Annotated in this window: 19 protein-coding genes; 9 read left to right on the forward strand and 10 right to left on the reverse strand. The window is 63.9% G+C overall.

From position 1 onward, the window contains the following. Positions 1 to 115: 115 nt before the first annotated feature. Both AC1RMF_RS04680 and AC1RMF_RS04685 read left to right on the forward strand, forming a co-directional pair. On the forward strand, positions 116 to 2,233 hold the full coding sequence (locus AC1RMF_RS04680; protein WP_493139987.1) for an ATP-binding protein: 2,118 nt from the start codon (positions 116 to 118) through the stop codon (positions 2,231 to 2,233). Beyond that, a complete protein-coding gene (locus AC1RMF_RS04685) occupies positions 2,206 to 2,829 on the forward strand; it encodes a response regulator transcription factor (protein WP_493139989.1) in 624 nt (207 codons plus the stop codon). Before AC1RMF_RS04680 ends, AC1RMF_RS04685 begins: the two co-directional genes overlap by 28 nt. Before the next feature lie 338 nt (positions 2,830 to 3,167). On the opposite strand, the gene AC1RMF_RS04690 is transcribed toward AC1RMF_RS04685, so the two are convergent. The 10 genes from AC1RMF_RS04690 to amaB form a co-directional block, all read right to left on the reverse strand. Beyond that, positions 3,168 to 4,649, reverse strand: a complete 1,482-nt coding sequence (locus AC1RMF_RS04690) for a nicotinate phosphoribosyltransferase (protein ID WP_493139991.1) — start codon at positions 4,647 to 4,649, stop codon at positions 3,168 to 3,170. A gap of 1 nt (position 4,650) precedes the next feature. Next, positions 4,651 to 5,526, reverse strand: a complete 876-nt coding sequence (locus tag AC1RMF_RS04695; RefSeq protein WP_493139993.1) for an NAD(P)-dependent oxidoreductase — start codon at positions 5,524 to 5,526, stop codon at positions 4,651 to 4,653. Then, positions 5,523 to 6,455: a bifunctional Delta(1)-pyrroline-2-carboxylate/Delta(1)-piperideine-2-carboxylate reductase gene (gene lhpI / locus AC1RMF_RS04700; protein ID WP_493139995.1), complete on the reverse strand. Its 933-nt coding sequence runs from the start codon at positions 6,453 to 6,455 to the stop codon at positions 5,523 to 5,525. The genes AC1RMF_RS04695 and lhpI overlap by 4 nt, the downstream gene beginning before the upstream one ends. Positions 6,456 to 6,481: 26 nt before the next feature. After that, positions 6,482 to 7,093, reverse strand: a complete 612-nt coding sequence (locus AC1RMF_RS04705) for a helix-turn-helix domain-containing protein (protein WP_342616369.1) — start codon at positions 7,091 to 7,093, stop codon at positions 6,482 to 6,484. Between the two features lie 112 nt (positions 7,094 to 7,205). Further along, on the reverse strand, positions 7,206 to 7,910 hold the full coding sequence (locus AC1RMF_RS04710; protein ID WP_493140779.1) for an ABC transporter ATP-binding protein: 705 nt from the start codon (positions 7,908 to 7,910) through the stop codon (positions 7,206 to 7,208). 8 nt (positions 7,911 to 7,918) lie between these two features. Continuing rightward, positions 7,919 to 8,752 carry a high-affinity branched-chain amino acid ABC transporter ATP-binding protein LivG gene (gene livG, locus AC1RMF_RS04715; RefSeq protein WP_493139997.1) on the reverse strand — a complete coding sequence of 278 codons (834 nt, stop codon included), beginning with the start codon at positions 8,750 to 8,752 and terminating at the stop codon, positions 7,919 to 7,921. Continuing rightward, entirely contained in the window at positions 8,749 to 10,065 is a 1,317-nt protein-coding gene (gene livM / locus AC1RMF_RS04720; RefSeq protein ID WP_493139999.1) for a high-affinity branched-chain amino acid ABC transporter permease LivM, read from the reverse strand. Before livM ends, livG begins: the two co-directional genes overlap by 4 nt. Then, positions 10,062 to 10,988: a branched-chain amino acid ABC transporter permease gene (locus AC1RMF_RS04725; RefSeq protein WP_493140001.1), complete on the reverse strand. Its 927-nt coding sequence runs from the start codon at positions 10,986 to 10,988 to the stop codon at positions 10,062 to 10,064. Before AC1RMF_RS04725 ends, livM begins: the two co-directional genes overlap by 4 nt. Before the next feature lie 17 nt (positions 10,989 to 11,005). Further along, a complete protein-coding gene (locus AC1RMF_RS04730; protein WP_493140003.1) occupies positions 11,006 to 12,133 on the reverse strand; it encodes a branched-chain amino acid ABC transporter substrate-binding protein in 1,128 nt (375 codons plus the stop codon). 76 nt (positions 12,134 to 12,209) lie between these two features. Next, positions 12,210 to 13,736 carry an L-piperidine-6-carboxylate dehydrogenase gene (gene amaB, locus AC1RMF_RS04735; protein ID WP_493140005.1) on the reverse strand — a complete coding sequence of 509 codons (1,527 nt, stop codon included), beginning with the start codon at positions 13,734 to 13,736 and terminating at the stop codon, positions 12,210 to 12,212. A 93-nt stretch (positions 13,737 to 13,829) separates the two neighbouring features. On the opposite strand from amaB, the gene AC1RMF_RS04740 reads away from it, so the two are divergent. Genes AC1RMF_RS04740 through nadA form a run of 7 tightly spaced genes read left to right on the forward strand, consistent with a single transcriptional unit; the run spans position 13,830 to position 21,779 of the window. Continuing rightward, positions 13,830 to 15,005, forward strand: coding sequence for an NAD(P)/FAD-dependent oxidoreductase (locus AC1RMF_RS04740; RefSeq protein WP_493140007.1), 1,176 nt, complete (start codon positions 13,830 to 13,832; stop codon positions 15,003 to 15,005). Positions 15,006 to 15,019: 14 nt separating this feature from the next. Further along, a complete protein-coding gene (locus AC1RMF_RS04745; RefSeq protein ID WP_493140008.1) occupies positions 15,020 to 16,717 on the forward strand; it encodes a thiamine pyrophosphate-binding protein in 1,698 nt (565 codons plus the stop codon). Beyond that, positions 16,714 to 17,862 (forward strand): NAD(P)/FAD-dependent oxidoreductase, encoded by a 1,149-nt coding sequence (locus AC1RMF_RS04750; RefSeq protein ID WP_493140010.1) that lies wholly within the window; start codon positions 16,714 to 16,716, stop codon positions 17,860 to 17,862. Before AC1RMF_RS04745 ends, AC1RMF_RS04750 begins: the two co-directional genes overlap by 4 nt. A 40-nt stretch (positions 17,863 to 17,902) precedes the next feature. Then, the gene (locus AC1RMF_RS04755) at positions 17,903 to 18,793 is read left to right on the forward strand and encodes an EamA family transporter (RefSeq protein ID WP_342616361.1); all 891 of its coding nucleotides are present in this window, start codon (positions 17,903 to 17,905) and stop codon (positions 18,791 to 18,793) included. A 46-nt stretch (positions 18,794 to 18,839) separates the two neighbouring features. Then, entirely contained in the window at positions 18,840 to 19,688 is an 849-nt protein-coding gene (locus AC1RMF_RS04760; RefSeq protein WP_342616360.1) for a 3-hydroxybutyryl-CoA dehydrogenase, read from the forward strand. 52 nt (positions 19,689 to 19,740) lie between these two features. Then, a complete protein-coding gene (gene nadC / locus AC1RMF_RS04765) occupies positions 19,741 to 20,631 on the forward strand; it encodes a carboxylating nicotinate-nucleotide diphosphorylase (protein WP_493140012.1) in 891 nt (296 codons plus the stop codon). 8 nt (positions 20,632 to 20,639) lie between these two features. Continuing rightward, positions 20,640 to 21,779 carry a quinolinate synthase NadA gene (gene nadA, locus AC1RMF_RS04770; protein WP_493140014.1) on the forward strand — a complete coding sequence of 380 codons (1,140 nt, stop codon included), beginning with the start codon at positions 20,640 to 20,642 and terminating at the stop codon, positions 21,777 to 21,779. The last annotated feature ends 3 nt before the right edge of the window (positions 21,780 to 21,782 follow it).

Here is a 21,782-nt window from a genome sequence, read left to right on the forward strand (position 1 = left end):
ACAAGGCGGAAAGTAGGGGATTCTCTCTCAGCGATTGTGACGGATTTGTTACTTTACCAAGCGTTGACCATGACATTTCTGCAGCAATGACCCACCGCACTGCCAAGGCCATCCGATGCCAATGACAGCGGCACTCAAGAACCGGCACTGGCAGGCCGGGTTGTTCGCGGCACTGCTAGCGCTGGCGCTGGTCGTGTCTGCGGGCGTGCTGGCCGCACGCCGCGAAACCAGTCTGCAGATCGATCTGCTCAAGCGCGTGGTGGAAGTGCATGCGCTGGCCCTGCGCGGCGCCACCACACAGTACAACTACCTGCCCTTCACCGTGGCCCAGCATCCCAAAGTGCTGGCCGCACTGCAGACCAGCGACACCGCCAGTGCCAACCTGTATCTGGAAGAAATCAACCGGCGCGCCGGCTCCGACGTGCTGTACCTGATGACCGCCCAGGGCAAGACGGTGGCATCGAGCAACTGGAACACCCCGCAAAGCTTTGTTGGACAGGACTACTCCAACCGACCCTACTTCCTGGACGCCCTGGCCGGGCGCGGCGGCAGGTTCTATGGCGTGGGCAAGAACACCGGTGTGCCGGGCTACTTCATTTCCACCCCGGTGCGCAGCGGCGACCGTGTCGTGGGCGTGGTGGTGGTCAAGGTGGATCTGCGCCAGGTGCAGCAGACCTGGCTCAATGCGGGCAGCCCCATTGCCTTGTCGGACGAACGCGGCATCCTGTTTCTGGGTTCGGTGCCGGAGTGGATGTACACCACCTCACGGGAGCTCAGCCCGCAGGAAATCGCCTGGCTGGCCCGGCACGAGGTCTATGGCAAGAATCGCGTGCTGGCACCCCTGCTGTGGGAACGCGAAAGTCTGGACGACGGAGGTCAGCTGCTGCGTACGCATCTGGCCGGCAAGGAGCGGCGGTTTGTGGCCGTGAGTGAATCCCTGCCCGATCTGGGCTGGACCCTGACCGTCACGTCCGACTACACCACGGTCACCCAGGCCCGCAACCGTGCCTGGGCGCTCTCGGCCATGGCGGCCGGCCTGCTGCTGCTGGGCGTCATGCTGTGGCAGACCCGCCGGCGGCAGTTTGACGAACTGGAAAAAGAAGTGCGCCTGCGCACCCAGGATCTGAACCAGGCCCACGCCTTTCGCAAGGCCATGGAAGACTCGCTGCTGGTTGGCATGCGGGCACGCGACCTGGAGGGCCACATCATCTACGTCAACCCGGCACTGACCGACATCACCGGCTACCCGGCAGAAGAGCTGCTGGGCAAGCAACCACCCTACCCCTACTGGCACCCGGAGGACATGGAGCGCCACTGGCATGACAACGAGGCCGCGCTGACCGGGCGCTCCGACATGACCGGCTTCGAGTCCCGCGTGCGCCACCGCGACGGACATGACGTGTACACCATGGTCTACACCGCGCCCCTGATCGACGCCGACGGCAAGCACAGCGGCTGGATGAGTTCGGTGGTGGACATCACGGCGCAAAAGCAAAGTGCCGCACGCCAGCGGGAGCAGGAGGAAAAGCTGCGCCATGTGCAGCGCCGCGCCATCATGGACGAAATGGCCTCCACGCTGGCCCATGAGATCAACCAGCCGTTGCTGGCCATTGGCGCCAATGCCAGCGCCGCACGCAAACTACTGGAGCGCGGCGTCATGGACCAGCTGCAGGGCTGCCTGCAAGCCATTGAACAGCAGAAGCAGCGCGCCGCCGACATCGTGCGCAAGATCCAGGACCATGTGCGCATGAAGACCCGTGGCGCGGAGGACTGCGATGTCAACGCGCTGGTGCGCAGCGTGCTCGCCTTCGTTGCAGCCGAGGTACGGCAGCGCCAGACCCGCGTGATCACCCGCCTGCAGGAGCCGCTAGCCACGGTGCGTGGCGACCGCGTGCTGCTGGAGCAGGTGCTGGTGAACTTGGTGATCAACAGCCTGCAAGCCATGCAGGCGCAGGAGGCCCACACCCGCGTGCTGGAGCTGCAGACCCTGTCGTCCAGTGCCGGTGTGCTGGTGCAGGTGAGCGACAGCGGGCCGGGCATTCCGGCGGACATCGCCGACCAGATTTTCAAGAGCTTTGTCACCACCAAGGAAGAAGGCCTGGGCATTGGTCTGAGCATCTGCCGCACCATCGTGGAAAGCCACGGCGGGCGCCTGAGCTTTGAGAACCGCGCCCAGGGCGGCACCACCTTTACCATCCAGTTGCCATGCACACCGAATACAAACCCGATCTGACGCTGCACGTCGTGGACGACGACCAGGGTGTGCGCGAGTCCATGGTCACCCTGTTCACCGCCTGCGGCTTGCGGGTGCAGCCGCATGCCAGTGGTGAAGATTTTCTGGGGCAAACCAATCTGCACAAACCGGACTGCGTGCTGCTGGACTTGCGCATGGAGGGCATGACCGGCCTGCAGGTGCTGGAAGCATTGCAGAAGCAATCCAGCCCGATGGTGGTGGTGTTCCTGTCCGGCCATGGTGACATCCCCACCGCCATGGCGGCCACGCACCGGGGCGCATTCGACTGGCTGGTCAAGGGCATGCCCGAGAGCGAGCTGCAGGCCAAGGTGGCAGCGGCCATGCAGCGCGCCGAGGAGCTCAGTCTGCTATTGCACCGGCGCAGCGAAGTGATCGCACGCTGGGATACGCTGACGCCGCGCGAGAAGGATGTGGCGCGGCTGGTGCGCAATGGCTGGACCAACAAGCTGGTGGCCGATGAGTTGCACATAGGAGTGCGGGTGGTGGAGGGTTATCGGGCCAAGGTCTTTGACAAGCTCTGGGTGTCCAACCCGACCGAGTTGGACCGGTTGTTGCGGGATCACGCTATTACCTAGGTTCGATCGCATTCTTCAAACAGCAACATCGCTTGTGACGGTACTTGCGCGATTACTTCGGCCACAGGCTGACGTGGTACTCAGCTCCGCGGCTGTCCCCCGGCCTTCGGCCTCCTCCTTGATGCCGCTGCGCTGAGCACCACGCCATCCTGAGGCTGCTATGTAGTTGGCGTACCCAAGGTATTCAGACATCGCGTGCCAACGGTGCTGGCGGTCGATGACACTGGGGCAGATGGTGCAGCGAAATCAAGGGGGAGCCCGCAGGGCGGAGGACATTCGCGGAATCATCTGCCCCAGTGTCATCGACCTACACAAATCTGCCCCGTGGCAAGGAATTCCTAAGAGCTGACCGCAGAAAAATACCCCGGCTTGTACTGTCCTCCAGCAGCCTCGGCCCGCTCCCGGATAGTGGCCAATGTGTCATCCACCAACAGGCTGCCATTCTCAAACACCACCTGCAGGGCAACGCTGAACCCCTGTTCCAGCGCACTGGCCATGGCCGGGCTGCCTTCCAATTCCGTGCGGTATTCGCTGCCCTTTTTCAGCAAGGTCTGCCGCCCGGCGCGGGAGCGCTTTTGCGGGTCGGTGCGCGGTGCCTTGAACACGTCGCGCCACTCCCCGTTGACTTCCACCGCGCTGCACTTCATGGCAAAACGCTGGTCGTCGCGGTTCACGATCTGCAGGAGTGCGCCGCCCTGGCTGAAGGCCACGTTGTCGGCGCTGTAACCGTTGAACTGCAGGTTGGCCAGGATGGTGCGTATGCTGCGGATGGTGATGCCGTCGCCCTGGAGCACGCGCACATGTTGCAGCACGCGATAGCCCTTGGCATTGACCGTGCAACCGAACGAGGCATCCAGCGCCTTGATGGTATTGAGCACCATGGAGGCCGGGTCGCCACTGTCGGGGCGAATCACCACCAGGGCGCCACTGTCCATCACCTGCTGACGCAGCTCCTGGCCCCAGATCTTCTTGACTGCGTGGTCCAGGTCGTAGGAGTCCGACACCACGGCCAGCACCGCGCCAGGTTGGGCGTACTGCCGGAGCATGTTGGCATAGGCGTCGCGTTCGCCGTCGCGGCCCCAGCTGGTAATCGTGCTGTGTTCCGCTGCCGGAGTGGAAAAACCGGCCATGGCAGCGCCGTAAAACACACGTGCCCCCAGCACAGCCGTCAGCGTGTCGGTGCCCTGGAAATTCACCAGATGGGCCATGCCGCCAATCAGAGCCGACTCCATGGAGCTCACACCACGCGCGCCGAAGTCGTGCAGCTTGCCGGTGATGGAGGATTCGTCCCCGGTTTCCACCAGGTACTTGTGAATGAGCTGGCGGCACATCCAGCTGTTGGTGGCCACGGTGATCGGATACCACACGCGCATCAGCACCGTCTCCAGAAAGCTGGTGAGCCAGTAGCAGGCGGGGTCGGTGTTTTCTATCGTCAGCAGCACGTTGCGGGTTGGTACCACGCTGCCTTCGGGCACCGCCAGAATTCTCACCGGCAGGCGGCCCTGGTGGACATTCACGATGTGCAGCCAGCCGGCCCGGTTGAAGGGCACGCCATGGGCACGACACACTTCATCTGCCAGTTCCACATCACTGGCCGTCACCAGCTTGGTCAGGTATTCCTTCAAGATGTATTGCAGGCCGAAAAACACCGTGCGGTCATGCACGCCGCCGCGCGACTCGATGTAGCTGAACACCTTGCTGGTGCCCGGCGGGTACTGCAGGTAGTGGGAGGTCTTGTAGCTGTCGGTGTTGAGGATCAGCAGGCGGCTGATGTCGCTGAAGGACTGCAGGCTGATCGGGTTAGGGAGCGTGGGGTTCATGTCATGCGGACCGGTTGCCCGCTTCGTTCTGCAACAGCCATTGCAATGCCTCTTGCGCCGTGGGTGCGGATTGCGGCGGTGGTTGGGTTGCCAGTGCGTCGGCGGTGCGGCGAAAACGCTGCTCCACACCGGGTAACACCAGCGAAGGCAAACCCGCCTGCTCCAGCGACAGCGCCACGGCGCGCACTTCCTCGGCGCGGCGCCGGGCGTGCAGCACATGGGTGCTGACCAGCATGTCCACAAAGGTCTGCAAGGGCGTGTGGTCCACGTCCTGCAATTGCTCGAACAGCGCCTCGCGCAGGCCCTGCTGCTCGGCTGCCATGCACACCTCCACACTCAGTGCTTCCAGCCCTTTGGTGAACTGGCTGCGCAACAGCTTGAGTGCGATGGCGTCCCCAGCCGCAGCGCCCGCCATGACGGTCACACGGCTGCCGACCCGCTGCAGTGCATCGGCCAACGCCTGTGCGCCCTCACCGGCGGTCAGCAACGGGGTCTTCTCCCGCCCCAGCGCGATGGCGCCCATGATGGCTACGTCCACATAGCGCATGCCGCTGGCTGCGCACAGGGCCGCAGCCTGTCTTTTGGTATCCACCGCAGCGGTGGTGAAGTCGCATACGGTGCTGCCAGTCGCCGCATGGCGCACGATGTTCTGCACCACAGGCAGCGCCTGCGAGCCGGTCACGCAGGAAAATATCCAGTCCGAACCGCTCAGCGCATCGGCCAGATTAGCGGAAATGGAAAGGCCCATCCCCGCGGCAATTTGCGTGGCTGCAGACGACGGGCGGGGTGCAACCAGCTGCAGGCTATGGCCGGCCCGATGCAAGGCCTGCGCGTAGCACTGGCCTACCTCGCCCAGCCCGATGATGGCAATGTTCATGCCCCATTGTGTACGACAGATTGGGCAGCGATCAGATCCAGTGCGGCAAAGCCCACCGACTTGAACACGGTGATGGACTCGGCGCTGCTGCGCCAGGCACGCTCGGGGTTGGCTGCCAGTTCGGCAATCTCACCCTGGATGTCGCTGTGCGCCATCAGGCCTTGCTGGATCGCCTGCAGCACTTCACCGCCCTTTTGCAGAATGGCCTCGCGGCTGTCGGCAAACACCTGGCTGCGCACCATCAGCGCGGGTTCGGCCTCGGCCATGGCCGGGGTGAAGGCGCCCACCAGCCCCACATGGGTACCGGGCTGCACCCATTCGCTACGGATGAAGGGATCCACCGCCGCGCTGCAGGCACACAGCACATCGGCCTGCGACACCACCTGCTGCAAGTCGGCATTGGCGTGGGCCACCACACCTTGGCGGGCCAGAATGTCCACCACGGCGCGGGCCTTGTCGGGGTTGCGGCCCCAGACTTCAATGCGTTCGAAGTCCATCACACTGCGGTGCGCCAGCACCATGGGCACGCTGAGCGAGCCGGTGCCCAATACCGCCAGGGTCTTGCTGTCCTTGCGCGCCAGAATGCGCGCGCCCAGGGCGGCCACGGCCGCTGTGCGGCGCTGGGTGAGCTCTGTACCGTCCAGCACCGCCAGCGGGCTGCCGTCCACGCACGACATCAGCACATACACCGCAGCAATGGTGGACTTGCCCCGGCTGCCGTTGTCCGGCCAGAACGACACCAGCTTGACGCCCATGACCTCGTGGGATTTCCAGGCCGGCATGATCAGCACCGTGCTGTCGTCATGGTTGGGCTCGAAGTGGCTGCGCAGCGGCGATTCGATCGGTGTCTGCAGCCCCTGCGCCAGCGCATCTATCAATGCGGGATAGGGCAAGGCCCTGGCAACGGCGGACTGGTCAAAAAACTGCATGCGGGGCCTTCACGGTAACAATGGATTCAGATGGATGGAATATTGGGTGTGGTACGCGGATTGGTGGTGCTGACCCACAGCACCACCGCGTTCTCGGGACTGACGCTGATGACGCGGTGGCCCATGCGGCTGTCCAGATAGGCACAGTCCCCGGTGCGCAGGCGCTCGGGCTCATAGAACTCGGTGAACATCTCGACCTCGCCCTGCAGGATGTAGACCAGTTCCTCGCCCTCATGGCGGCTCCAGTCATCGAAGTCGTCGAAGCTGCGTGCGGTGACCACACTGCGAAACGGCGTCATGACCTTGTGGGACAGGTCGTTGCACAACAGCATGTGCTGGTAATACGCGTTGTTGAGCGGTTGCCCCTGACCGGCGCGGGTGATGCTGCGCCGCCCGCTGCCATGGTCGGGCTCGTGCGACTCGAACAGATCGCTGATATCGATGGCAAAGCCGTGGGCCAGTTTGATCAACGCATCGTAGGTCGGTGACATCTGGCCGTTTTCGATCTTGGAGATGGTGGAGCGCGCCAATCCGGTTGCCTTGGCAGCCGAGTCCAGCGTCCAGCCCAACTGGCTGCGCAAGCCGCGTATGCGCTGGCCAAGAAGTACTTCGCTGCTCGGTGCTGAGGGGGCATTCATGTGTCGGGTCTCGGTGGTGGAAGGATGGTACAAATCGGTGGCAGCACCGGCATGGCGCCGGGGTGGCGCGGACCGCATGCTGCCTTGATTGTAAAAAAAGCCCTGCGCGGGCTCAGTGCCCTCCCAAATAAACCTTTTTCACTTCCTCGTTGGCGAGTAATTCCGCACCACTTCCCTCCATGCGCACCCGGCCATTGACCAGCACATAGCCACGGTGCGCCAGCGCCAGTGCCTGGTTGGCGTTCTGCTCGACCAGGAAGATGGTCTTGCCGGCCTTGGCAATCTGGCGCAGCGCGGCGAACACATTGGCAATCATCTTGGGTGCAAGGCCCAGCGAAGGCTCGTCCAGCAGGATCATCTTGGGGCGGCTCATCAGCGCACGGGCAATGGCTAGCATCTGCTGCTCGCCGCCGGACATGGTGCCGGCGCGCTGGTTGCGCCGCTCCTTCAAGCGGGGAAACAGGCTGAACATGGCCTGGCGGTCTTCGTCGGCATGGGCCGGGCCTATGGCCACGGTGCCGATCAGCAAGTTCTCCTCCACCGTCATGGCAGGAAAGATGCGCCGCCCTTCGGGCACCTGCGCCAACCCGCGCTTGGCAATGGAATGCGGCGCCACATGGGTAATGTCTTCCCCATCAAAGCAGATGCGCCCGGCGCGCACGCCAGGAGTCCCATACAGGCTCATCAACAGGGTGGATTTGCCCGCACCGTTGGCCCCGATCAGGGTCACGATCTCACCGGCATGGACCTGCACCGACACACCGTGCAGCACCTGGATGGCGCCATACGACACGTCAATCCCGTCAATTTCCAGCAGTGCCTGGCTCATGCCGCCGCCTCCGTGCTTTCGTCCTCGGCCACGCCCAGATAGGCCTGTATCACCGCCGGCGACTCGGCAATCACAGCCGGGGTGCCTGCGGCAATCACCCGGCCGTAGTCCAGCACCACGATATGGTCGCTGATGCCCATGACCAGCCCCATGTCGTGCTCGATCAGGAACACGGTCACGGCATAGTCGTAGCGCAGGCGCTGAATGAGTGAGGCCAATTCCTCGGTCTCGCGCGGGTTCAGTCCGGCGGCGGGCTCGTCCAGGCAGATCAGTTGCGGCTGGGTGCACATGGCGCGGGCAATTTCCACGCGGCGCTGGTGGCCGTACGGCAGTGTGCCGGCCAGGCGGTTGGCACAGTCTCGCAAGTCCACCACGTCCAGCCACTCCAGCGCACGGTCCAGCGCCTGCTGCTGGGCCTGGCGGTAGCTGCGGGTATGGAAAAGCCCCGCCAGCATGTTGCGGTTCAGGCGCCGGTGCTGGGCCACCAGCAGGTTCTCGATTACCGTCATGTCCTTGAACAGGCGGATGTTCTGGAAGGTGCGGGCTATGCCGGCCTGCGCGATGTTGTGCGAGCCCCCATTCAGACGCGAAGCCGTGAGCTCGGCCAGATCCTGCGCGTGTCCCTCCCGCGTGATGCGGATGTACCCGGAGCTGGGCCGGTAGAAACCGGTAACGCAGTTGAACACCGTGGTCTTGCCCGCCCCGTTGGGGCCGATCAGGGCGGTGATGGAGCCTGCCGCCACTTCAAAACTCACGTCCGCCAGCGCCTGGATGCCTCCGAAGCGCATGCCAAGCGACTCCACCTTCAGAAGGCTGTCGGGCGCGCTCATGCCTTGTCTCCCGTCACTGCGTAGCAGGGTCTGCGGGAGCGGATCAGCCCGCGCGGACGCCACACCATCATCAGCACCATCAACGTGCCGAAGGCCAGGATGCGGAAGTCGGCAAAGTCGCGCAGCAGCTCGGGCAGCAGCGTCAGGATGAAGGCTGCGGCGATCACGCCGACGATGGAGCCCAGACCGCCCAGCACCACAATGGCCAGGATCAGCGCCGACTCAAAGAAAGTGAACGAGGTCGGGTTCACAAAACCCTGGTAGCTGGCAAAGAAGACGCCGGCCATGCCGCCTGTCATGGCGCCCATCATGAAGGCCGAGAGCTTGACCGTGACCGGGTTGATGCCCAGCGAACGGCAGGCAATCTCGTCTTCCCGCAGTGCCTCCCAGGCGCGGCCCATGGGCATGCTGCGCAAGCGGTAGACCCAGACAATCATCAAACCCACCACCAGCAGCAACACCGTGTAGAGAAAGATGAACTTGGTGTTGGGGTTGTAGTCCCAGCCCATCACCGTATGGAAGGGCTGCCCGCCCTGCTTGGCAATGCGCGAGAACTCCATGCCAAACAGCGTGGGCGCCGGAACTGACAAGCCGTTGGGGCCGCCGGTGAAGTCCAACCAGTTGGTCAGCACCAGGCGGATGATTTCGCCAAAGCCCAGGGTGACGATAGCCAGGTAGTCGCCATGCGTGCGCAGCACCGGAAAACCCAGCAGGCCGCCTACCGCTGCGGCCAGAATTGGCGACAGCACCAGTGCGCTCCAGAAGCCCAGGCCCAGATGCAGCGAACCCAGCGCCAGAAAGTACGCACCCACCGCATAGAAGGCCACATAGCCCAGGTCCAGCAGTCCGGCCAGACCCACCACGATGTTGAGCCCCAGCCCCAGCAAGACGTAGATGAGGGCCAGGATCAGCGACTTCATCACATAGCTGTTCTGCGCAAACACCACCGGCAAGGCAAAGGCCACCACCGCCGCCACCGCACTGATGAGCAACCAGCGCCGCACCGCGCTACCGCGCTCGACCGTGGTGGCGTGGCTGTTGGCAAAGGCAGCCTGGCGCAAACGCTCCTGGCCCCAGGCGGTCTGCAGCACCGCCAGGAACAGCACGCGCCCGAGCGTAACGATTCCTGCCAGCCACACTGGCCGCTGGGCATGGGCCACAAAATCGAAGCCGGGGCTGAGTTGCAGGCCGGTGATCGGGCCGAACACCACGCAGGCCAACAGGAAGGTGCACAGTCCGTCAAGTGCCAGGGGCTGCCAACGGTTGCCCGATCCAGCCGGCGCCGAGCCCGTGCGAACAAGGGTGTTGCTCATACTTTTTCCACCGCAGGGCGTCCCAGCAATCCGCTGGGCTTGAAGATCAGAACAATGATCAGCACCGAGAAGGCAAACACGTCCTTGTAGTCGGTGCTGACATAGCCGGAAAAGACCGACTCCAACATGCCCAGCAACACGCCGCCCAGCAGCGCCCCGGGCAATGAACCAATGCCGCCCAGCACCGCTGCGGTGAAGGCTTTCACGCCCACCACAAAGCCAACGTTGAAATCAAATGAGCCGTAGTTCAGCGTCACCAGCAGCCCGGCAATGCTGGCCGACACGGCGCCGATCACGAACACGATGGATATCACCCGGTTGGTGTCTATGCCCAGCAAAGTCGCCATGCGCGCATCCTGCTGCGTGGCGCGACAGGCGCGGCCCAAGCTGGTGTGGTTGATCAGGTAGGCCAGTGCCGCCATGCTCAGGATGGCCACCACGACGATCAGCATTTGCACATAGGTCACCTGGAAGAAATCCTGTTCCCCGCTACCCACTGCTACGCGAAAGGCGCCGCTCAGAAACGGGCGTATCCCCTGCGGATTGGGGCCTTGCGCGATCTGCACATAAGCCTGCAAAAACAGTGACACGCCAATGGCAGAGATCAGCGGAGCCAGTTTGGTCGAGTTGCGCAAGGGCCTATAGGCCGTGCGCTCTACCACCCAGCCATACACGCCCGTCACCGCCATCACCACCAGCAGGGTGATGAGCAGCGTGGGCGCGATGGCATGGACATGGAAGAATGCCAGCACACTCATGGTGATGCCGGTGATGTAGGCCGAAACCATGTAGATGTCGCCATGGGCAAAGTTGACCATGCCGATGACGCCGTACACCATGGTGTAGCCCACGGCGATCAGGCCATAGATCATGCCCAGCACCAGTCCGTTGATGATTTGCTGAGCCAGTATGTGCAGATCCATGACCCGGTCCCCGCTGCTTACTTGGCTACCTTGGCGTACGTGCCGTCATCCTTGTACTGGTAGACCACGTAGTCGGCCACCGTCAGGTCGCCGTTGGCGTCCCAGGCCTTCTTGCCGAGCACGGTGTCTACCGGGTTGGCCTTGAGCCAGGCAGCCATGGCGGCGCCGGAGCTGGACTTGGCATTCTTCAGGGCGGCAGCTACAGTCTGCACGCCGATGTAGGTGTACATGGTGTAGCCAGCTGGCTCAAAGCCGCTGGCACGGAACTTTTGCACCACGGCCTTGCCAGTGGGGTTGTCGCGCGGATCGTCGCCAAAGGTGATCAGCACACCCTTGAGTGCCGCATTGCCGCCCGCCGCGGTGGCAAAGGATGCATCCACCGCGCCGTCGGCAGACATGAAGGTGGTGGTCAGACCCTGCTCGCGGATCTGGCGCAGCAAGGTACCGGCTTCGGCCGACAAGCCGCCAAAATAGATCAGGTCGGGGTTGGTGGATTTGATCTTGGTGACCAGGGCGTTGAAGTCCTTTTCGCCGCGGGTCAGGCCTTCGTACAGCACTTCCTTCACGCCGCGCTTGCCCAGCTGCGCCTTGGTGGCATCCACAATGCCCTGGCCGTAGGTGTCCTTGTCATGGACCATGGCAATGCGCTTGGCCTTGAGCTTGTCGACGATGTAGTTGGCAGCGATCACGCCTTGCTGGTCGTCACGTCCGCACACGCGCATGATTGATGGCAGCTTGCGGTCGGTGACCTTGGGGTTGGTGGAGGCAGGGGTGACCATCAGCATGTCGGCCTCGGCATACACCTCGGAAGCAGGCATGGTGCTGGAGGAGCAGAAGTGGCCCACCACGGCTGCAACCTTATCCTTTTCAATCAGGCGCGAGGCCACGGCCACCGCCTGCTTGGGTTCGCAGGCATCGTCACCAAACACCAGCTCGATCTTCTTGCCATTGATGCCGCCCGCCGCATTGATGTCGTCGGCCGCCATCTGGGCGCCCTTCTTCATTTCCTCACCATAGGAGGCAGCGCCTCCGGTCATCGGGCCGGCCACTGCAATCTTGACGTTCTGCGCCCAGGCGCCGGACGTCATGGCAAACGCTGCGAGCAGCGATGCACCCACCAGGGACTTCTGAATATGCAATTTCATCGTTGAGACCTCATGTTGTTGAATGCTCGTTGCCAGTGAGCGGTTAGGCAGGGGGAAGCAAAGACGGGGGCCAGCCTCAGACGTCGAAGCGCACGCCCTGAGCCAGCGGCAACTGGTTGGAGTAGTTGATGGTGTTGGTGGCGCGGCGCATGTAGGCACGCCAGGCGTCCGAGCCCGACTCGCGACCGCCGCCGGTTTCCTTTTCACCACCAAAGGCGCCGCCGATCTCGGCGCCAGAGGTGCCGATGTTCACGTTGGCAATACCGCAGTCCGAACCACTGCTGGAAAGGAACTGCTCGGCCTCGCGCAGGTTCAAGGTGAAGATGGCCGAGGACAGGCCCTGGGGCACGGCGTTCTGCAGGGCAATGGCTTCATCCAGCGTGGTGTAGGACAGCACATACAGGATGGGCGCAAAGGTTTCGTGGCAGACCACCGCAGTCTGTGCCGGCATTTCCACGATGGCGGGCGTCACGTAGTAGCCGCCAGCGAACTGCTGTTGCAACACGCGCTCGCCACCGGTGACCTGTCCGCCCTGCTCCCGCGCCTGGTTCAAGGCCGTCTGCATGTTGTCGAAGCTGGCCTTGTCGATCAGCGGTCCCACCAGGGTTCCCGCCTCCAGCGGAGAACCGATGGGCAGCTTGGCATAGGCACTCTTGAGCTGGGCCACCAGCTGGGCGCGCACGCTCTCGTGCACGATCAGACGTCGCGTGCTGGTGCAGCGCTGGCCAGCGGTACCCACGGCCGCAAACAGGATGCCGCGCACGGCCATGTCCAGATCCGCCGAAGGCGCCACGATGACGGCGTTGTTGCCGCCCAGCTCCAACAGGCTGCGGCCAAAACGCTGTGCCACGCGCGGCCCCACTTCGCGGCCCATGCGGGTGCTGCCGGTGGCGGAGATCAGCGCCACCTTGGGGCTGTCCACCAGCGCCTGGCCCACATCGCGCAAGCCGGCCACCACCTGCGACAAGCCCGCCGGTGCCTTGCCGCCGTTGGCGCTGTAACGCTGCAGGGCCCGCCCGAACAAGGCCTGGCAGGCCAGTGCGGTCAGAGGCGTCTTTTCGGACGGTTTCCACACCACGGCGTTACCGCAGACGATGGCCAGGGCGGTGTTCCAGGACCATACCGCCACCGGGAAGTTGAAGGCAGTGATGACCCCCACCACGCCCAAGGGGTGCCAGGTTTCCATCATGCGGTGGCCGGGACGCTCGGACGCGATGGTCAGGCCGTACAACTGGCGCGACAGCCCCAGGGCAAAGTCGCAGATGTCGATCATTTCCTGCACTTCACCCAAGCCTTCGGACAGGATCTTGCCGGCCTCCAGGGACACCAACCGCCCCAGTTCGGCCTTGGCGGCGCGCAGCTCGTCACCCAGCAGGCGGATCAGCTCACCGCGCGCCGGCGCCGGCACCTGGCGCCACTCCAGGAAGGCTGCCTGGGCTGTGTCTATGACGGCTCCGACCTGCGCGGGCGTATGCGGTGTGATCCCGCCCAACAGGCTGCCGTCAATGGGCGAATGCACGGCCAGACTGCCACCGGCATACTGGTCCGCAGGCACTCCCAGGGACTGCATCAAGGGGGGTAACAGGGTATTGACTTCAGACATTCAGGGTTCTCCGTTCGTGTTACACATTTCCATTATGCACAAATGTTTCCGATAGTGTATATTTTCCACGAATTTAAATTACTCTTCGAATTTATGCAAAAAGTAGATGTTTTGATCGTCGGCGGCGCCGCTGTGGGCAGTGCGGCAGCCTATTTCCTGGCCTCACAAAGTGACTTCAAGGGCTCGGTGATGGTGTTGGAGCAGGATTTTTCCTATGAGAAATGCGCCACCGCCCTGTCTGCCGCGTCCATACGCCACCAGTTCTCCACGCCGCAGAACATCCAGCTGTCGCAGTTCGGCAGTCACTTCCTCAAGCACATAGGCGACTACCTGGCGGTCGATGACGACGTGCCGGATGTTGGGTTCCACGAAGACGGCTACCTGTTCCTGGCCACCGAAGCCGGGCGGGAAGTGCTGCAGTCCAACCACCGCATCCAGAAGGCGCAGAACGTGGACGTGGCGCTGCTCACGCCCGAGGAGCTGCGCACCCGCTACCCCTGGATGCAGGTGGACGATCTGGTGGCTGGCTCGCTCGGGCTTTCGGGCGAAGGCTGGCTGGACGCCTATGGCCTGATGCGCGGACTGCGGCGCAAGGCGATGGCGCTGGGCGTGGAATACCGCCAAGCCAAGGTGACGGCCTTGCAGCGCGAAGGCCACCGCATCGTGGCGGCCACGTTGTCGGACGGCAGCTCGGTGGCCTGCGGCACCGTCATCAATACGGCCGGAACCGGCGCTGCGGCCCTGGCGCGCAGCGCGGGCATCGCCCTGCCGGTAGAGGCGCGCAAACGCAGCGTGTTTTACTTCACCACCAGCGCCCAGCTGGACAACTGCCCCATGGTGATAGACCCCAGCGGCGCCTACTTCCGCCCCGAGGGCAAAGGCTTCATCTGTGGCGTGGCGCCTGCGCCCGAAGACGACCCCGAGTGTTATGACTTTGACGTGCAGCACACCCTGTTTGACGAGGTGCTGTGGCCCACGCTGGCCGCGCGCGCGCGTGCCCTGGAGGCCCTGCGGGTGCAACGCAGCTGGGCCGGCCATTACGACATGAACACACTGGACCACAACGTGATCCTGGGCGCCCATCCGGAGGTGGACAATCTGCTGTTTGCCAACGGCTTCAGCGGGCATGGCATGCAGCAGTCGCCCGCCGTGGGGCGCGCGCTGTCGGAACTGGTGACCTATGGCGGCTACCGTACGCTGGACCTGCAGGCCTTTGGCTGGGAACGTGTGCTGAAGAACCAGCCTTTGTACGAAATCAACGTGGTCTGACGAGGAACGCATCCATGACAACAACCCTGAGCGGCGGCCAGCTGCTGGTGCAACAACTGCAAACCCATGGCGTGGCCCATGTCTTCTGCGTCCCCGGTGAAAGCTACCTGGCGGTGCTGGATGCGCTGCACGATGCGCCCTCCATCGCGGTGACCGTGTGCCGCCAGGAAGGTGGTGCGGCCATGATGGCCGAAGCCCATGGCAAGCTGACCGGCCAGCCCGGCATCTGCATGGTGACCCGCGGACCGGGTGCCACCAATGCATCGGCCGGCATCCACATCGCCATGCAGGACGCCACGCCCATGATTCTGTTCGTGGGCCAGATCGAGCGCGGCATGCGCGAGCGCGAAGCCTTTCAGGAAGTGGACTACCGCGGCGTGTTCGGCAAGCTGGCGAAGTGGGTCACCGAGATCGACGACGTGGCCCGCATCCCCGAGCTGGTGTCGCGCGCCTTCCATATCGCCACTTCGGGCCGCCCCGGGCCGGTGGTGATCGCCCTGCCGGAAGACATGCTCACCGAACTGGCGGAACTGCCACAGGCAACGCGTGCACCGCGCGCCTTTGCCACCATTGAAGCCAACCCCAGCGCTGCGCAGCTGCAGCAATTTGCCCAGCTGCTGGCGCAGGCCCAGAAACCCATGCTGGTGCTGGGCGGTAGCCGCTGGTCGGCAGAAGCGGCGCAGCAGGTGGCCGACTTCGCCGCAGCCTGGCAGCTGCCGGTGGGCTGCTCGTTTAGGCGCCAGATGCTGTTTGCCGGCGAACACGCCTGCTACGCCGGTGACATCGGTCTGGGCATCAACCCCAAACTGCTGGCGCGCCTGCAAGAGGCCGACCTGATCGTGCTGCTGGGCGGACGCATGTCGGAAGTGCCCTCGCAAAGCTACACGCTGCTGGGCATCCCGGTGCCGCAGCAGACCCTGGTGCACGTGTACCCGGACCCGGACGAGCTCAACCATGTGTACCAAGCGGACCTGGCCATTACGGCGTCACCCCAGGGCTTTGCGCAGGAGCTGGCCCGCCTTTCGCCGCCGGCAACGCCCGTGTGGTCGGCATGGACAAAAGCCATACACGCCGACTACCTGGCCTGGAGCGATGTGAATGATCGCACGCACCCGGGCGCGCTACAGATGGGGCCGGTCATGGCGCACCTGCGAGAGGTGTTGCCGCAGGATGTGATCCTGTGCAACGGTGCGGGCAACTTTGCCATCTGGTTGCACCGCTTCTGGCGCTTTCGCCAGTACGGCACGCAGCTGGCGCCCACCAGCGGCAGCATGGGCTACGGTTTGCCCGCGGCCGTGGGCGCACAACGGCTCTACCCAGAGCGCACCGTGGTCTGCTTTGCCGGCGACGGCGACTTCATGATGCACGGTCAGGAGCTGGCCACCGCGGTGCAGTACGGGCTGCCGGTGATCATCATCCTGCTGGACAACGGCATGTACGGCACCATCCGCATGCACCAGGAGCGCAACTACCCAGCGCGCGTGTACGCCACCGAGCTGCAAAACCCCGACTTTTGCGCACTGGCGTTTGCCTATGGCGCGCACGGTGAGCGGGTGGAGCGCACCGAGCAGTTTGCCCCGGCGCTGGAGCGTGCCCGCCAGAGTGGCAAACCTGCGCTGCTGCATTGCCTGATAGACCCGCAGGCCATCACCCCCAGCGCCACGCTCGACAGCCTGCGCGCCCAAGGCCTGGCGCAACAGGCAGCACGATGACGGCCGAAGCCCCCATTCACTGCGACTACCTGGTCATTGGTGGCGGCATTGCGGGCGCATCGGTTGCCTATTGGCTGGCACCCCACGGCCAGGTGGTGGTACTGGAGCGCGAGTCGCAGCCCGGCTACCACTCCACCGGCCGCTCGGCCGCGTTGTTTGAGGAAGCCTACGGCACCCCGCAGGTGAACCGGCTGGCCCACGCCAGCCTGGCCTTTCTGCAAGCCCCGCCCAGCGGATTTTGCGAGGTGCCTCTGCTGGCGCCACGCGGCGCGCTGACGGTTGCCGAACACGATCAGCAAGTCGATTTGCAGCAGTGCTGGGACCGCCTGCGCAGCATTACGCCGCGCGCAGAGCTGCTGAGCGCAGAGCAAGCCTGCGCCCTGGTGCCGGTGCTGCGCCCCGAAAAAATCCTGGGAGCGGTATTGGACCCCGACGCCCAAGACATGGATGTGGATGCGCTACATCAGGGCTATCTGCGCGGCCTGACGCGTGCCGGTGGCAAGCTGGTCTGCAACGCAGAAGTGACTGCGCTGCAGCAGCGAAACGGGTTGTGGCTGGTTCAGGCCGGTGGCAGGCATTACCAGGCCGCAGTGGTGATCAACGCCGCTGGCGCCTGGGCCGACCAGATCGCGCAGTTGGCCCAGGTGCAGCCCATAGGCTTGCAGCCCTGCCGCCGTTCGGCCCTGCTGTTTGCACCGCCCGAAGGCGTGCCCACGCGGCACTGGCCCATGGTCTTTGGCATCCGCGAAGACTGGTACTTCAAGCCCGACGCCGGACTGCTGCTGGGCTCCCCTGCCAACGTCGATCCGGTGGAGCCTCAGGACGTGCAACCTGAAGAACTGGACATTGCCATGGCGATGTATGCCATCGAGGCCATCACCACCATGCAAATCCGCCGCCCCAGCCGCACCTGGGCCGGCCTGCGGTCGTTTGTGGCCGATGGCGATCTGGTGGGCGGGTTTGATCCCCAGGCACCGGGCTTCTTCTGGGTCGCTGCCCAGGGCGGCTATGGCGTCATGACCTCACCCGCCATGGGCGAGGCCTGCGCTGCACTGGCGCGCGGGCTGGATCTGCCTGCGCATCTGAAAGCCTGCGGGCTGGACGCTGCCATGCTGTCGCCCGCGCGCTTGCCACATCGGCGATGATCCGGGCTTTGCGCATTGCGCAGGCTCTGCTTTATCGTTCATGACTTTTCGCCGCTTTGGAAACCTGGTGCCGCTGTTGGCCGTGCTGGGTTCCGTCACTGCTCTGGGTATTGGCACTTCGTTTGCCAAACAGCTTTTCCCCCTCGTGGGTTCCTTGGGTACCACCGCGCTGCGCGTGGGCTTCTCCGCGTTGTTGCTGCTGATGCTCTGGCGCCCCTGGCGCTGGAAACTCGCACGCGCCGATGCCAAGGCCGTGCTGCGCTACGGCGTGGCGCTGGGGCTGATGAACCTGATGTTCTACATGTCGCTGCGGACCATTCCCTTCGGGCTGGCCGTGGCGATCGAGTTCAGCGGCCCCTTGTGCGTGGCCATGTACGCGTCGCGCAGGCCGGTGGATTTCCTGTGGCTGCTGCTGGCGGTTTGCGGTCTGGCGCTGCTGCTGCCGTGGAACCCGGGTACCGCGCCGCTGGACCCGGTGGGCGTGCTGTTTGCGCTGGGCGCCGCTGTGCTGTGGGGTGCCTACATTGTGTTCGGCAAGCGCCTGGGGCATTTGCATGCGGGCCAGTCGGTGGCTTTGGGTCTGAGCGTCGCGGCGCTGGTGGTGGTGCCCATTGGGGTGTGGAACGCGGGCGCCGCGCTGCTGCAGCCGCAACTGCTGCTCTACGGCGTGGGCGTGGCTGCCGTGTCCAGCGCCATTCCCATTTCACTGGAGATGGTTGCCCTTAAACGCCTGCCCAAGAGCGCCTTTGGCATCATGACCAGCATGGAGCCGGCCGTGGCGGCGCTGCTGGGCCTGCTGGTGCTGGGAGAACATTTGAGCGCACTGCAATGGCTGGCGATCGTTCTGACCATGCTGGCAGCTGCGGGCAGCGCATTTACTGCGCCAAAGCAAGTTCCTGCGATTTCAGCGGCCCAGGCGGTGGTCCAGTGATTAAACTTTGGTCAGACTTTTCCCACTTTTACCTGGAGTTTTGAACATGAGCATTAACACGGTTGGCATCATCGGTGCGGGCACCATGGGTAATGGCATTGCGCAGGCCTGCGCCGTGTCGGGCATCAACGTCGTGATGGTGGATATTTCGGATGCGGCGGTCAGCAAAGGCCTGGCCACCATCAGCTCCAGCCTGGAGCGCCTGATCAAGAAGGAAAAACTCACCCCCGAGCAGCGCGATGCCGCCTTGAGCCGCATCAAGATCAGCACCCAGTACGACGACCTCAAGAGTGCCCAGTTGGTGATCGAGGCTGCCACTGAGAACTACGACCTCAAGGTCAAGATCCTCAAGCAGATTGACGCGCTGGTCGGCGCCGAGGTGATCATCGCCTCCAACACCTCGTCCATATCCATCACCAAGCTGGCCGCCGTCACTGGCCGGCCAGACCGATTCATCGGCATGCACTTCTTCAACCCGGTGCCGCTCATGGCCCTGGTGGAGATCATCCGCGGCCTGCAGACCAGCGATGCCACCCACGCAGCCGTGCAGGCTCTGGCGCAGGCATTGGGCAAGTCGCCCATCACGGTGAAGAATGCGCCGGGCTTTGTGGTCAACCGCATCCTGGTGCCCATGATCAACGAGGCCTTCTTTGTGCTGTCTGAAGGACTGGCCACTGCCGAAGACATTGACGCCGGCATGAAGCTGGGCTGCAACCAGCCCATAGGCCCGCTGGCGCTGGCCGACATGATTGGTCTGGACGTGTGCCTGGCGGTGATGGAGGTCTACCTCAATGAATTCGGCGACAGCAAGTACCGCCCTTGCCCTTTGCTGAAGGAAATGGTGGCTGCCGGCCACCTGGGCCGCAAGACCGGACGGGGCGTCTACACCTACTGATCCGATGCCCCCGGCGCGCTGCGCGGCGCCAATGGCGTTATGCTGCGCGCCTATGAAAACCGAAATCATCCCGTTGGACACCAGGCAAGTCGCAGAACTTGCCCGGCATGACGTCGAAATGGCCCTCGCGGAAGACGTGGGCCATGGCGACCTGACTGCCAATCTGATAGACCGCGCCAAAACCGCCCGCGCCCGCATCATCGCCCGCGAAGATGCCGTAGTGTGCGGATTGCCCTGGGTCAAGGCTGCCCTGACCGCTCTGGACCCCAAGGTGCACCTGACCATGCATCTGGAAGAAGGCCAGCGATGCAGCGCCAACCAGACCGTGCTCGAAATGGAGGGCTCGGCCCGCGCCTTGCTCACGGCAGAGCGCACGGCCCTCAACTTCCTGCAGATGCTCAGCGCCGTGGCCACCAAAACAGCACAGTACGTGGCCGCCGTGCAAGGCACCGGTACGCAGATCGTGGACACCCGCAAGACCCTGCCGGGCCTGCGGCTGGCACAGAAGTACGCCGTGCGCATAGGCGGAGGTGCCAACCACCGCATCGGCCTGTTCGACGCCATCCTGATCAAGGAAAACCACATCGCCGCAGCCGGCGGTGTAGCCCAGGTGCTGGCCAAGGCCAAGGGGCATTCGGCAGGCGCCGCCTTCATCCAGATCGAAGTAGAAACCCTGGACCAATTGCGTGAAGCGCTGAAGCACGACGCCACCATGGTGTTGCTCGACAACATGAACCTGCCCACCCTGCGTGCAGCGGTGGAGATGAATCGCACGCTGGGCGCACCACGCAAGATCGGTCCTGCCATTCTGGAGATTTCCGGCGGTGTCACGCTAGAGGGCCTGCGCGAACTGGCAGAGACCGGTGTGGACCGCATCTCGATCGGCGCGCTGACCAAGGACGTTCGGGCTACCGACTATTCCATGCGCTTTGACGCACTCTGAGGCGCACCATGAGCACCCCAACGATTGGCCAGCCACTGAGCGTGGCCTATGAAATCCCCGACTTCTCGGTAGCCGCCGTTTCAGGCACCACCAATATCCAGCACGCCTGGGCCCGCGTTCCGGTAGAGCCCAGTGCCGCCGAGCGCAAGGCACTGATGGCCCACATCGCCGAGCTGCTGCGCGCACGTGACGCGGTGCTGGTGTCACACTACTACGTACACCCGGACCTGCAGGACCTGGCCGAACAGACCGGCGGCATCGTGAGCGACTCGCTGGAGATGGCACGCTTCGGGCGCGACCACAAGGCCCGCACGCTGGTGGTTGCCGGCGTGCGCTTCATGGGTGAGACGGCCAAGATCCTCTCGCCCGAGAAGACCATCATCGTTCCGGAAATGGAGGCCACCTGCTCGCTGGACCTGGGCTGCCCAGTGGAGCAGTTCAGCGCATTTTGCGACCAACACCCAGACCGCACCGTGGTGGTGTACGCCAACACCAGTGCCGCTGTAAAGGCACGCGCCGATTGGATGGTGACGTCCGGCTGCGCACTGGATGTCGTCAGGCACCTCAAGGCACAGGGCAAAAAGATTCTGTGGGCGCCGGACCGGCATCTGGGCGCCTACATCCAGCGCGAGACCGGCGCCGACATGGTGATGTGGAATGGCTCATGCATCGTGCATGACGAGTTCAAGGCCTTCGAGCTCGAAGGCCTCAAGGCGGCGCATCCGCAGGCAAAAATACTGGCCCATCCAGAGAGCCCGGCCTCGGTGCTGGCGCTGGCGGATGCCATCGGCTCCACCTCCGGCATTCTCAAGGCAGCGCGCGAAATGGATGCCCGTGAATTCATCGTGGCCACCGACAACGGCCTGATGCACAAACTGCGCACGCTCAACCCGGACAAGGTGTTCATCGAAGCGCCTACCGCTGGCAACAGTGCCACTTGCAAGAGCTGCGCACATTGCCCCTGGATGGCCATGAACAGCCTGCAAGGGCTGGCCCAGGTACTGGAGAGCAACAGCAACCACATCGCAGTCGATCCAGCCTTGGGGCTGCAGGCACGCAAGTGCATTGACCGCATGCTGGACTTCACCGCAAACAAGGCGAACCCACAAGCCGCAGCAGGCTTGGTCCCCAACATCGGCGCTGCCTGAAGC

Source organism: Rhodoferax sp. GW822-FHT04A08 (assembly GCF_058801025.1).

Coding starts and splice junctions, on each gene's coding strand:
- AC1RMF_RS04680 (WP_493139987.1), top strand. CDS start 116: ATGCCAATGACAGCGGCACTCAAGAACCGGCACTGGCAGGCCGGGTTG.
- AC1RMF_RS04685 (WP_493139989.1), top strand. CDS start 2,206: ATGCACACCGAATACAAACCCGATCTGACGCTGCACGTCGTGGACGAC.
- AC1RMF_RS04690 (WP_493139991.1), bottom strand. CDS start 4,649: ATGAACCCCACGCTCCCTAACCCGATCAGCCTGCAGTCCTTCAGCGAC.
- AC1RMF_RS04695 (WP_493139993.1), bottom strand. CDS start 5,526: ATGAACATTGCCATCATCGGGCTGGGCGAGGTAGGCCAGTGCTACGCG.
- lhpI (WP_493139995.1), bottom strand. CDS start 6,455: ATGCAGTTTTTTGACCAGTCCGCCGTTGCCAGGGCCTTGCCCTATCCC.
- AC1RMF_RS04705 (WP_342616369.1), bottom strand. CDS start 7,093: ATGAATGCCCCCTCAGCACCGAGCAGCGAAGTACTTCTTGGCCAGCGC.
- livG (WP_493139997.1), bottom strand. CDS start 8,752: ATGAGCGCGCCCGACAGCCTTCTGAAGGTGGAGTCGCTTGGCATGCGC.
- livM (WP_493139999.1), bottom strand. CDS start 10,065: ATGAGCAACACCCTTGTTCGCACGGGCTCGGCGCCGGCTGGATCGGGC.
- AC1RMF_RS04725 (WP_493140001.1), bottom strand. CDS start 10,988: ATGGATCTGCACATACTGGCTCAGCAAATCATCAACGGACTGGTGCTG.
- AC1RMF_RS04730 (WP_493140003.1), bottom strand. CDS start 12,133: ATGAAATTGCATATTCAGAAGTCCCTGGTGGGTGCATCGCTGCTCGCA.
- amaB (WP_493140005.1), bottom strand. CDS start 13,736: ATGTCTGAAGTCAATACCCTGTTACCCCCCTTGATGCAGTCCCTGGGA.
- AC1RMF_RS04740 (WP_493140007.1), top strand. CDS start 13,830: ATGCAAAAAGTAGATGTTTTGATCGTCGGCGGCGCCGCTGTGGGCAGT.
- AC1RMF_RS04745 (WP_493140008.1), top strand. CDS start 15,020: ATGACAACAACCCTGAGCGGCGGCCAGCTGCTGGTGCAACAACTGCAA.
- AC1RMF_RS04750 (WP_493140010.1), top strand. CDS start 16,714: ATGACGGCCGAAGCCCCCATTCACTGCGACTACCTGGTCATTGGTGGC.
- AC1RMF_RS04755 (WP_342616361.1), top strand. CDS start 17,903: ATGACTTTTCGCCGCTTTGGAAACCTGGTGCCGCTGTTGGCCGTGCTG.
- AC1RMF_RS04760 (WP_342616360.1), top strand. CDS start 18,840: ATGAGCATTAACACGGTTGGCATCATCGGTGCGGGCACCATGGGTAAT.
- nadC (WP_493140012.1), top strand. CDS start 19,741: ATGAAAACCGAAATCATCCCGTTGGACACCAGGCAAGTCGCAGAACTT.
- nadA (WP_493140014.1), top strand. CDS start 20,640: ATGAGCACCCCAACGATTGGCCAGCCACTGAGCGTGGCCTATGAAATC.